This window comes from Micromonospora sp. KC723 (assembly GCF_004348595.1).
Lineage (GTDB): Bacteria > Actinomycetota > Actinomycetes > Mycobacteriales > Micromonosporaceae > Micromonospora.
The window spans coordinates 1-10,878 of sequence record NZ_SMKD01000168.1 but is presented as its reverse complement, the minus strand read 5'-3'; the positions used below and the strand labels follow the sequence as shown (position 1 = coordinate 10,878).

8 protein-coding genes are annotated in these 10,878 nt (G+C 71.7%); 7 read left to right on the top strand and 1 reads right to left on the bottom strand.

Annotation, left to right across the window (positions count from 1 at the left end; translation table 11 throughout):
- Positions 1–177 precede the first annotated feature (177 nt).
- The 7 genes from E1165_RS25460 (at position 178) to E1165_RS25430 (ending at position 9,698) form a co-directional block, all read left to right on the top strand.
- The gene (locus tag E1165_RS25460) at positions 178–1,071 is read left to right on the top strand and encodes a septum formation family protein (RefSeq protein WP_132394267.1); all 894 of its coding nucleotides are present in this window, start codon (positions 178–180) and stop codon (positions 1,069–1,071) included.
- Positions 1,072–1,132: 61 nt separating this feature from the next.
- Positions 1,133–2,827, top strand: coding sequence for an L-aspartate oxidase (locus E1165_RS25455; RefSeq protein WP_132394266.1), 1,695 nt, complete (start codon positions 1,133–1,135; stop codon positions 2,825–2,827).
- A 49-nt stretch (positions 2,828–2,876) separates the two neighbouring features.
- Positions 2,877–3,773 carry a carboxylating nicotinate-nucleotide diphosphorylase gene (gene nadC / locus E1165_RS25450; RefSeq protein WP_132394265.1) on the top strand — a complete coding sequence of 299 codons (897 nt, stop codon included), beginning with the start codon at positions 2,877–2,879 and terminating at the stop codon, positions 3,771–3,773.
- Positions 3,774–3,821: 48 nt separating this feature from the next.
- A complete protein-coding gene (locus tag E1165_RS25445; protein ID WP_132394264.1) occupies positions 3,822–4,580 on the top strand; it encodes a type III pantothenate kinase in 759 nt (252 codons plus the stop codon).
- 124 nt (positions 4,581–4,704) lie between these two features.
- Positions 4,705–6,213 (top strand): lysine--tRNA ligase, encoded by a 1,509-nt coding sequence (gene lysS, locus E1165_RS25440; RefSeq protein WP_132394263.1) that lies wholly within the window; start codon positions 4,705–4,707, stop codon positions 6,211–6,213.
- A gap of 109 nt (positions 6,214–6,322) precedes the next feature.
- Complete coding sequence (locus E1165_RS25435) at positions 6,323–6,667, top strand: Lsr2 family protein (RefSeq protein WP_165945323.1); 345 nt, start codon at positions 6,323–6,325, stop codon at positions 6,665–6,667.
- A 499-nt stretch (positions 6,668–7,166) separates the two neighbouring features.
- On the top strand, positions 7,167–9,698 hold the full coding sequence (locus tag E1165_RS25430) for an ATP-dependent Clp protease ATP-binding subunit (protein WP_132394261.1): 2,532 nt from the start codon (positions 7,167–7,169) through the stop codon (positions 9,696–9,698).
- A gap of 223 nt (positions 9,699–9,921) precedes the next feature.
- Here E1165_RS25430 and E1165_RS25425 read toward each other — a convergent pair whose 3' ends face one another.
- The gene (locus tag E1165_RS25425) at positions 9,922–10,824 is read right to left on the bottom strand and encodes an A/G-specific adenine glycosylase (protein WP_132394260.1); all 903 of its coding nucleotides are present in this window, start codon (positions 10,822–10,824) and stop codon (positions 9,922–9,924) included.
- Between the last annotated feature and the right edge of the window lie 54 nt (positions 10,825–10,878).

Sequence of the window (10,878 nt, the reverse complement as noted above, 5' to 3'; positions counted from 1 at the left end):
CCCCTGGCCCTCCTCAACTGACCCCACGCGCCCCCCGCCCGGGGCGGCGTGCCGCGTTCGGCGACGTCACGCTCGACGGCGAGTGGGGGCGCACTTCCGGTCTGTCACCGGAGGGTCGTGAGCGGCTACCCTGGGCGGACCGTCGGGATCGACGGTCGTCGGCTGGGGGAGGCCGCGATGCGCCGTACGATGAGGAGTGTGGCCGCCGGGTGGATGGCGGTCGCCCTGCTGTCCGGGTGTGGCGGCGCGGACGGGCTCGACGGCGACCTGACCGACGACTGGGCCGCGCTGGCCTCCCCGGGTCCGTTCACCCCGGTGGCCGGGGTGTGCCAGGTCGCCGACTTCACCGACACCGTTGCCCTCGACGCCTACGCGCCGGTCGACTGCGCGGTGCCGCACCGGGTCGAGACGGTGCACGTGGGCGCCTTCCCCGCCGGCCGGGCGGATCCGCCGGCCACCGGATCGCCGGAGCTGCGTGGCGCGTTCGCCGAGTGCGACGCGAAGGCCACCGGGTACGTCGGCGACGACTGGCGTGTCGGCCGGCTGCGGCTGGCCGTGGCGCTGCCCGCCAGGCCCGGCTGGGCGGCCGGCTCCCGCTGGTACCGCTGCGATCTCAGCGAGCTGGACACCACCGAGGTCGCCGCGAGGGTGGTGACCCGCACCGGCAGCCTCCGCGGCGCTCTCAGCGGGCCGTCGAGGCTGCGGCTGGGCTGCCAGCGGACGACCGAGGGCGGCGGGCGGGTGCGTACCCTCACCCCGGTGGACTGCGGGGTCGCCCACGACGCCGAGTTCGTCGGCGTGTGGCAGGCGCCGGACCGGCCGTACCCGACGAAGAACCCTGACTGGGTTCCGCTCTACGCCGGCTGTCGTTCGGTGCTCGCCCGGTACGTCGGCGTGCCCGACGACGCGGACCTGCGTTTCCGCAGCGGCGTGGTGGTACGCCCGCCGGGCCCCGGCCGTTGGCGGGTGGGTGACCGGGGGGTCCGCTGCTACCTGTGGCTCAGCGACCGTACGGTGACCGCCTCGCTGAAGGGTGCCGGTCCCGCCGGCCTACCCGTGCGGACGAAGTAGCCGAAACCACTCGTCGCGCCCCCGCCGCCCGGGACGAGAGGGCTTCGGGTTGACTGTTCCCATGGACCTTCCGACCGTCGACCTGCCGGCCCTGCCCCGTCTGCTGGCCGCCCCCGCGCCCGGCTGGGTGGAGACCACCGACGTGATCGTGGTCGGTTCCGGGGTCGCCGGTCTCACCGCCGCGCTGCACCTGCGTGAGGCGGGTCTGCACGTCACCGTCGTCACCAAGGTCAACATCGACGAGGGCTCGACCCGCTGGGCTCAGGGCGGCATCGCCGCGGTGCTCGACCCGACCGACACACCGGCCGCGCACGCCTCCGACACCGAGATCGCCGGGGTCGGGCTCTGCGACCCGGCGGCCGTGCGGGTGCTGGTGGAGGAGGGGCCGACCCGGCTGCGCGAACTGATGCGTGTCGGTGCCGAGTTCGACCGCAACCCCGACGGTTCGCTGATGCTCACCCGCGAGGGCGGGCACCGGGCCGACCGGATCGTGCACGCCGGTGGCGACGCGACCGGGGCCGAGGTGCAGCGGGCGCTGCACGCGGCGGTCCGCCGCGACCCGTGGATCCGGCTGGTCGAGCACGCCCTGGTGCTGGACCTGCTCCGCGCGCCCGGTGACGGCCCCGACTCGCTCGGCCCGGCCTGCGGCATCACCCTGCACGTGCTCGGCGAGGGCAGCGAGGACGGCGTCGGTGCCCTCCTGTCCCGGGCGGTGGTGCTGGCCACCGGTGGGATGGGGCAGGTCTTCGCGGCCACCACGAACCCGGCGGTGTCCACCGGCGACGGGGTGGCGCTGGCGATGCGGGCCGGCGCGGCGGTCACCGACGTGGAGTTCGTCCAGTTCCACCCGACCGCGCTGATCGTCCCGGAACACGCCCGGGTGCCCGGGGCCGGCCTCGCCCAGCAGCCGCTTGTCTCCGAGGCGTTGCGCGGCGAGGGCGCCCACCTGGTCGACGGCGACGGCAAGCGGTTCATGGTCGGCCAGCACGAACTGGCCGAACTGGCCCCCCGGGACGTGGTGGCCAAGGGCATCCACCGGGTGCTGCTGGCCAGCGGCGCCGATCACGTCTGGCTGGACGCCCGCCACCTCGGCGGGGACTTCCTCGCCGGGAGGTTCCCCACCATCGTCGCCTCCTGCCTGGCGATCGGCGTGGACCCGGCGGTCGACCTGATCCCGGTCGCCCCGGCCGCCCACTACGCCTCCGGCGGTGTCCGCACCGACCTGCGCGGCCGGACCTCCATCCCCGGCCTGTACGCCTGCGGCGAGGTCGCCTGCACCGGCGTGCACGGCGCGAACCGGCTGGCCAGCAACTCCCTGCTGGAAGGGCTGGTCTTCTCCCGCCGGATCGCCGAGGACATCGCTGCCGGCCTGCCCGAGCAGGCGAAGCCGGCGGAGACCGGCGCCTGGGTGGGTGGCCAGGGCTGGGTGGTGCCGGCCGCCGGCACCCCGGCGCTGCAACGGGCCATGACCCGGGGTGCGGGGGTGCTCCGCTCCGCGCGGACCCTCGCGGCGACCGCCGCCACGCTGGGCGAGGTTGGAAGGGAGCGGGGTGTGTCGCGTACCGCCGATTGGGAGGCCACGAACCTGGTCACCGTGGCGTCGGCGCTGGTCGCCGCCGCGTACGCCCGCCAGGAGACCCGGGGCTGCCACTGGCGGGAGGACTTCCCCACGGCCGACGAGCGGTGGCGGGGCCACCTGGTCGCGGCGGTCGGGGCCCGGGGCAGGTTGACGTCCCGGTGGGAGGAGTCGGCGTGACGACTCGACCGGTGGCGAGCGCCGCGCGGGCGCGACGTGAGGAGGCGCAATGAGGCAGGCGACGGAGCAGGCGCTGCGGGTCGGTGGTCTCGACCCGGATCGGATCCGGAAGGTGGTCATGGACGCGCTCACCGAGGACCTCGGCCCGGAGCTCCTCGACGTCACCAGCGTGGCGACGATCCCGGACACCCAGACCGACACCGCCGACCTGGTCGCCCGCGCTCCCGGTGTGGTCGCCGGGCTGGCCGTCGCCGCCGCCGTGTTCGAGCTGGTCGGCGAGGTGACCGGATTGGACCGTACCGTCGCGGTGTCGTTGGTGGCCCACGACGGGCAGCGGGTGGCGCGCGGTGACGTGCTGGCCACGGTGACCGGCCCGACCCGGCTGTTGCTCACCGCCGAGCGGACGGCGCTCAACCTGCTCTGCCGGATGTCCGGGGTGGCCACCCACACCCGGGCCTGGGCGGACGCGCTGACCGGAACGAAGGCGACGGTGCTGGACACCCGCAAGACCACCCCCGGCCTGCGTGCCCTGGAGAAGTACGCGGTGCGCGCCGGCGGGGGCACCAACAAGCGGATGGGCCTGCACGACGTCGCCATGGTCAAGGACAACCACAAGCTGGCCGCCGGTGGGGTCGCCGCCGCCTACCGGCGGGTCCGGGAGGTCTTCCCCGACGTGCCGGTACAGGTGGAGGTCGACACGGTCGCCGAGGCGGTGGAGGCGGTGGCGGCCGGCGCGGACTTCCTGCTGCTGGACAACATGACCCCGGGGACGCTGCGCGAGGTGGTGGCCAGGGTCGGTGACCGTGCCGAGTTGGAGGCGACCGGCGGGCTGACCCTGGAGGTGGCCGCCGAGTACGGGGCGACCGGTGTGGACTTCCTGTCGGTGGGCGCGCTCACCCACTCCTCGCCGATCCTGGACATCGCGCTCGACCTGCGGGAGGAGTGAGCGGGCCACACCGACCACGCCTGCGGACCCGGCGTCTAGGCTGCGTGCGTGCTGCTCTGCATCGACATCGGAAACACCAACACCGTGCTGGCGACCTTCGACGGCGACAAGCTGGTGCACTCCTGGCGGATCAAGACCGACGCCCGTGCCACCGCCGACGAGCTGGGTCTGAAGTTCCGGGGGCTGCTCGCCGGTGACGCGGTGGAGATCACCGGGGTGGCCGCCTGCTCGACGGTACCGGCCGCGCTGCGCTCGCTGCGGACCATGCTGGCCCGCTACTACGCCGACCTGCCGAGCGTGATCGTCGAGCCCGGGGTACGCACCGGCGTGCAGCTCGCCATCGACAACCCCAAGGAGGTCGGCGCGGACCGGGTGGTCAACACCCTCGCCGCGTACACCCTCTACGGCGGCCCGTCGATCGTGGTCGACTTCGGCACCACCACCAACTTCGACGTGATCAGCAGCCGGGGGGAGTTCCTCGGCGGCGCGTTCGCCCCCGGCATCGAGATCTCGTTCGACGCGCTCGCCGCCCGCGCCGCCCAGCTGCGCAAGGTGGAGGCGGCCAAGCCCCGTTCGGTGATCGGGAAGAACACCGTCGAGTGCCTCCAGTCCGGCCTGTACTTCGGCTTCGCCGGCCAGGTGGACCGGATCGTGGAGCGGATGATTGAGGAGCTCGGCGAGGTGCGGGCGGTCATCGCCACCGGAGGGCTGGCCGCCCTGGTGATCAACGAGTGCCGCACGATCACCCACCACGAGCCGATGATCACGTTGATCGGGCTGCGGATGGTCTACGAGCGCAACACCTGACCGTCGGGCGAGGCGGGTGGGTCCGCAGCCCCGGGGGCAGGTTGTCTGCCGAACGGCCGCCGGAGCGCTTGAGTACGCTCATGGGCTGACCCGCCGAAACTCCCGAAGCCTGAGGAAGCGTGCCGTGACCGAGCAGAACGCCCTGCCAGTGGACCCCGCCGACGACCTTCCCGAGCAGATGAAGGTCCGCCGGGAGAAGCGGGACCGGATGCTCGCCGAGGGCGTCGAGCCGTACCCGGTCGGATTCCCCCGTACCAGCACCCTGGCCGAGATTCGCGCGAGCTACGCCGACCTGCCCACCGACACCGCCACCGGCGACCAGGTCTCGGTCACCGGTCGGGTGATCTTCGTACGGAACACCGGCAAGCTCTGCTTCGCCACCCTGCGCGACGGCGACGGCACCGAGTTGCAGGCCATGCTCTCGCTGGACCGGGTGGGCGCGGAGCGGCTGGACGCCTGGAAGCGGCTGGTCGACCTCGGCGACCACGTCGGCGTCACCGGTGAGGTGATCACCAGCCGCCGGGGTGAGCTGTCGGTGCTGGCGCGGGATTGGGCGGTCACCGCGAAGGCGCTGCGCCCGCTGCCGGTGGCGCACAAGCCGCTGAGCGAGGAGGCCCGGGTCCGGCAGCGGTACGTGGACCTGATCGTGCGCCCGCAGGCGCGGCAGATGGTCCGTACCCGGGCCGCGGCGGTGCGCAGTCTGCGAGACTCGTTGCACGGCGCGGGATTCATCGAGGTCGAGACCCCGATGCTCCAGTTGCTGCACGGCGGCGCGGCGGCCCGCCCATTCGTGACCCACAGCAATGCGCTCGACACCGATCTGTATCTGCGAATCGCGCCGGAACTGTTTCTCAAGCGCGCCGTGGTCGGCGGCGTCGACCGGGTCTTCGAGATCAACCGCAACTTTCGCAATGAGGGCATCGACTCGTCGCACTCTCCGGAGTTCGCGATGCTCGAGGCGTACCAGGCGTACGGCGACTACGACACGATGGCCGAGTTGACCCGCAATCTCGTGCAGCAGGCCGCGATCGCCGTGGCCGGCTCGACGGTGGTGACGCACGCCGACGGACGCGAGTTCGACCTGGGTGGCCGTTGGCGTTCGGTGACCCTGTTCGGGGTGCTGTCGGAGGCGCTCGGCGAGGAGGTCACCGTCCGTACCGAGCGGTCCCGCCTCGTGGAGTACGCCGACAAGGCCGGGGTTTCCGTCGACCCCAAGTGGGGTCCGGGCAAGCTGGCCGAGGAGCTCTTCGAGGAACTGGTCGTGCCGGGGCTGCAGGAGCCCACCTTCGTCCGGGACTACCCGGAGGAGACCAGCCCGCTGACCCGGGCCCACCGCAGCGAGCCGGGACTGGCCGAGAAGTGGGACCTGTACGTTCTCGGTTTCGAGCTGGGCACCGCGTACTCGGAGCTGGTGGACCCGGTGGTGCAGCGGGAGCGGCTGGTCGCCCAGGCGCAGCTCGCGGCCCGCGGCGACGACGAGGCGATGCGGCTCGACGAGGACTTTCTGCGGGCCATGGAGTACGGAATGCCACCGGCCGGTGGCATGGGAATGGGAATCGACCGGCTCCTCATGGCGCTGACCGGCCTGGGAATTCGGGAAACGATCCTCTTCCCGTTGGTCCGCCCTGAGTGACCGGATGACTTCTCCGGGTCGTTACCGCATCCTATTGACGCGACGAGCGTCTCGCGGGTTATCGTTCTTGCATTGCAGGAAGCAACCCTGCTCGAAAGGAATGTGGGACGTGGCCAAGCAGATCATTCACAAGCTGGTCGATGACCTGGACGGCGGGGACGCGGACGAGACCGTCAAGTTCGCCCTCGACGGTGTTCAGTACGAGATCGATCTGTCGAACTCCAACGCGGAGAAATTGCGCGAGACATTGGCGCCGTACGTGGCGGCGGGCACCCGGGTCGGTCGGGGCGGGGTGGTCGTCGGCGGCCGGGCCGCGCGGGGCCGAGGTGGTGCCACCGCGGACCGCGAGCAGAACAGGGCGATCCGGGCCTGGGCCAAGAAGCAGGGCAAGGAGATCTCCGACCGGGGCCGTATCCCGCAGGAGATCGTCGACGAGTTCCACGCCTCCCGCTGACCGACACGGTCGGCGTCACGACGCCGGCCCGGAGGACTCCTCCGGGCCGGCGTCGCCCTTCGGCGGCTTCGGCCGGCGGGCTCCCGGCGTCCGGCCGGGCCATCGGTGTCCGCCCCGGCCCCGGCCGTCCCGAACGCCCTCGCTGTCGCGGTCCCGGGCGGACCCCGACGGGAACATCCCCGTCGGGGAGGGCGTTGTCCACAGCCGGTGGAGAGTCCGTCCACAGGTTGTGGACGACCCATCGGGTCGCCGGGGAGCCTTCCGCACCCGGGGCGAATTTCGCTCTGCGCGTACAGGCCGGGGTGCCGGAACACCTCCTGAGCGCGGAGGGTTGGTCAAAACGACGTCCGAACGGCTCGTCACGGAGGCACACGACCTCAGCGGAGTCGGTCGGCGGCGATAGAGTAATGAGGCAAGGACGCCCGTCCCGGACGTCCGCGCACCGGCCCCGCCAAGATCTCGCACATCAAGGCGCACGGCACGTGAGGAGCACGAGGGCATGTTCGAGCGGTTCACCGACCGAGCGCGACGGGTTGTCGTCCTGGCCCAGGAAGAGGCCCGGATGCTCAACCACAACTACATCGGTACGGAGCACATCCTGCTGGGCCTGATCCACGAGGGTGAGGGTGTCGCGGCAAAGGCCCTGGAGAGCCTCGGCATCTCCCTCGAGGGCGTCCGTCAGCAGGTCGAGGAGATCATCGGCCAGGGCCAGCAGGCGCCGAGCGGGCACATCCCGTTCACGCCGCGGGCCAAGAAGGTGCTGGAGCTGTCGCTGCGCGAGGCGCTGCAGCTCGGCCACAACTACATCGGCACGGAGCACATCCTGCTCGGGCTGATCCGTGAGGGTGAGGGCGTCGCCGCCCAGGTGCTGGTCAAGCTCGGCGCCGACCTCAACCGGGTCCGCCAGCAGGTGATCCAGCTGCTCTCCGGCTACCAGGGCAAGGAGCCGGCCGCGGCCGGCGCCGCGCCGGGTGAGGCCGCGCCGTCGACCAGCCTGGTGTTGGACCAGTTCGGCCGGAACCTGACCCAGGCCGCCCGCGAGGGCAAGCTCGACCCCGTCATCGGGCGCGAGAAGGAGATCGAGCGGGTCATGCAGGTGCTCTCCCGCCGGACCAAGAACAACCCGGTCCTGATCGGTGAGCCCGGCGTCGGTAAGACCGCCGTGGTGGAGGGGCTGTCCCAGAAGATCATCAAGGGCGAGGTGCCCGAGACGCTGAAGGACAAGCAGCTCTACACGCTCGACCTCGGGGCCCTGGTGGCCGGTTCCCGCTACCGCGGTGACTTCGAGGAGCGCCTGAAGAAGGTGCTCAAGGAGATCCGCACCCGCGGCGACATCATCCTCTTCATCGACGAGATCCACACCCTGGTGGGCGCGGGCGCGGCCGAGGGCGCGATCGACGCGGCGAGCATCCTCAAGCCGATGCTGGCCCGTGGCGAGCTGCAGACCATCGGCGCCACCACCCTCGACGAGTACCGCAAGCACCTGGAGAAGGACGCCGCCCTGGAGCGCCGGTTCCAGCCGATCCAGGTGGGTGAGCCGTCGCTGGCGCACACCATCGAGATCCTCAAGGGCCTGCGCGACCGCTACGAGGCGCACCACCGCGTCTCGATCACGGACGCGGCGCTCGTGGCTGCCGCGACTCTCGCCGACAGGTACATCTCCGACCGCTTCCTGCCGGACAAGGCGATCGACCTGATCGACGAGGCCGGTGCCCGGATGCGGATCCGCCGGATGACCGCGCCGCCAGACCTGCGCGACTTCGACGAGCGCATCGCCCAGGTGCGTCGCGACAAGGAGTCCGCGATCGACGCGCAGGACTTCGAGCGCGCCGCCCAGTTGCGTGACAAGGAGAAGCAGCTCCTCGGCCAGAAGGCGCAGCGCGAGAAGGAGTGGAAGGCCGGTGACCTGGACGTCGTCAGCGAGGTCGACGACGAGCAGATCGCCGAGGTTCTCGGCAACTGGACCGGCATCCCGGTCTACAAGCTGACCGAGGAGGAGACCTCGCGCCTGCTGCGCATGGAGGACGAGCTGCACAAGCGCGTCATCGGCCAGGAGGATGCGGTCAAGGCGGTCTCGAAGGCGATCCGGCGTACCCGGGCCGGCCTGAAGGACCCGAAGCGCCCGTCCGGCTCGTTCATCTTCGCCGGCCCGTCCGGCGTCGGTAAGACCGAGCTGTCCAAGGCCCTCGCGGAGTTCCTGTTCGGCAGCGAGGACGCGCTCATCCAGCTGGACATGTCCGAGTTCCACGACCGCTACACGGTCTCCCGGCTGGTGGGTGCCCCTCCCGGCTACGTCGGCTACGACGAGGGTGGCCAGCTCACCGAGAAGGTGCGGCGTCGGCCGTTCTCGGTGGTCCTCTTCGACGAGATCGAGAAGGCCCACCCGGACGTCTTCAACACGCTGCTCCAGATCCTGGAGGACGGCCGGCTCACCGATGGTCAGGGCCGCATCGTGGACTTCAAGAACACGGTCATCATCCTGACCACCAACCTCGGCACCCGGGACGTCGCCAAGGCGGTCTCGCTGGGCTTCCAGGCCTCGGAAGACTCCGAGTCGAACTACGACCGGATGAAGCAGAAGGTCAACGACGAGCTCAAGCAGCACTTCCGGCCCGAGTTCCTCAACCGGATCGACGACACCATCGTCTTCCACCAGCTGCGTGAGACCGAGATCCTCTCGATCGTGGACATCATGACCGCGCGGATCGAGACGCAGCTGCGCAACAAGGACATGGGCCTGGAGCTGACCGACAACGCCAAGAAGTACCTGGCGAAGAAGGGCTTCGACCCGGTGCTGGGGGCCCGGCCGCTGCGCCGCACCATCCAGCGCGACATCGAGGACAACCTCTCCGAGCGGATCCTCTTCAACGAGCTGATCCCGGGTCAGATCGTGGTGGTGGACTGCGAGGGCGACCCCGAGAACATCGACAAGTCCAAGCTGGTCTTCCGCGGCGCGGACCGTCCGGTGGACGTGCCGGACGCGGTTCCCGCCGACCTCGGCGGCACCGCTGCCGCCGGCGCGGACGAGTAACGACAACAGTGCGAGGCGACGGCCCGGTGGCGGATGCCACCGGGCCGTCGCCGTTCTGTGCCCGAGGGCTCGCCGCCTGCTCGATCGACACCAGTTGCGACAGGCCGGGGTACTCGGCCACCGTCCGGGACGGGACGGGACAGGTCCGACGACGGGCCGATGAAATTCGCCGCCACGGGAGCGGATGTGGGGCAAAGCCGGGCTGAGCGCTGTGGGTGGGCGGTCAGGCGACCGGGTGGACGGTCGGTCCGTCGCCGACCAGCCGGAACGAGTCCTCCCCGATTGGCTCGACCAGACCGTCCTTCACCAGGCCGGCCAACGCCCGGGAGCGCTGCACGTCGTCGGGCCACACCTGGTCGAGCCGCTGGTGCGGGACCGGGCCGGTGGCGTCGCGCAGCACCCCGAGGAGCAGCCCGCGAACCTGCCGGTCGGTGCCCGCGTACCGCTGGGGCCGCCGGGTGGGGCCGGCGGGCGCCGCCTGGCCGGAGGCCCGCCAGGCGCAGATCGACTCGACCGGGCACGCCGTGCAGCGGGGGGAGCGCGCGGTGCACACGATCGCCCCGAGTTCCATGAACGCCGCGCTGGCCAGGGCGGCGGCGGCCGGCTCGACCGGCAGCAGTTCCTCGCAGGCGACCAGATCCGACGGGCGGGTGGCCGGCCCGGCGTCCGGCTCACCGGCCACCGCGCGGGAGACCACCCGGCGGACGTTGGTGTCCACCACCGGATGCCGTTGCCCGTACGCGAACGCGGCGACCGCCCGCGCCGTGTAGGTGCCGATGCCCGGCAGCGCCAACAGCTGCTCCAGCTTCTCCGGCACCTCGCCGCCGTGCCGTTGCACGATTGCCACCGCGCAGTCGCGCAGCCGCACCGCCCGGCGCGGGTAGCCGAGCCGTCCCCACATCCGGATCGCCTCGGCGGGGGTGTCGGCGGCCAGCGCGGCCGGCGTCGGCCAGCGCCGCAGCCAGGCGTGCCAGGCGGGCAGGACCCGGACCACCGGGGTCTGCTGGAGCATGACCTCGCTGACCAGGATCGCCCACGCCCCCACGTCGGGTGCCCGCCAGGGCAGGTCGCGGGCGTTCTGCTCGTACCACCGGCTGACCAGGGTGGCGAAGGTCGGTTCGTTCATCGCGCCGACGATGATGTCACGCGATGCCTTCCCGCAGGATGGGCGGGCCGGGCG

Bases quoted from the DNA above. Each gene is read 5' to 3' on its own strand.
- nadC (WP_132394265.1), top strand. From the start codon at position 2,877: ATGAGGCAGGCGACGGAGCAGGCGCTGCGGGTCGGTGGTCTCGACCCG.
- E1165_RS25455 (WP_132394266.1), top strand. From the start codon at position 1,133: ATGGACCTTCCGACCGTCGACCTGCCGGCCCTGCCCCGTCTGCTGGCC.
- E1165_RS25460 (WP_132394267.1), top strand. From the start codon at position 178: ATGCGCCGTACGATGAGGAGTGTGGCCGCCGGGTGGATGGCGGTCGCC.
- E1165_RS25425 (WP_132394260.1), bottom strand. From the start codon at position 10,824: ATGAACGAACCGACCTTCGCCACCCTGGTCAGCCGGTGGTACGAGCAG.
- E1165_RS25430 (WP_132394261.1), top strand. From the start codon at position 7,167: ATGTTCGAGCGGTTCACCGACCGAGCGCGACGGGTTGTCGTCCTGGCC.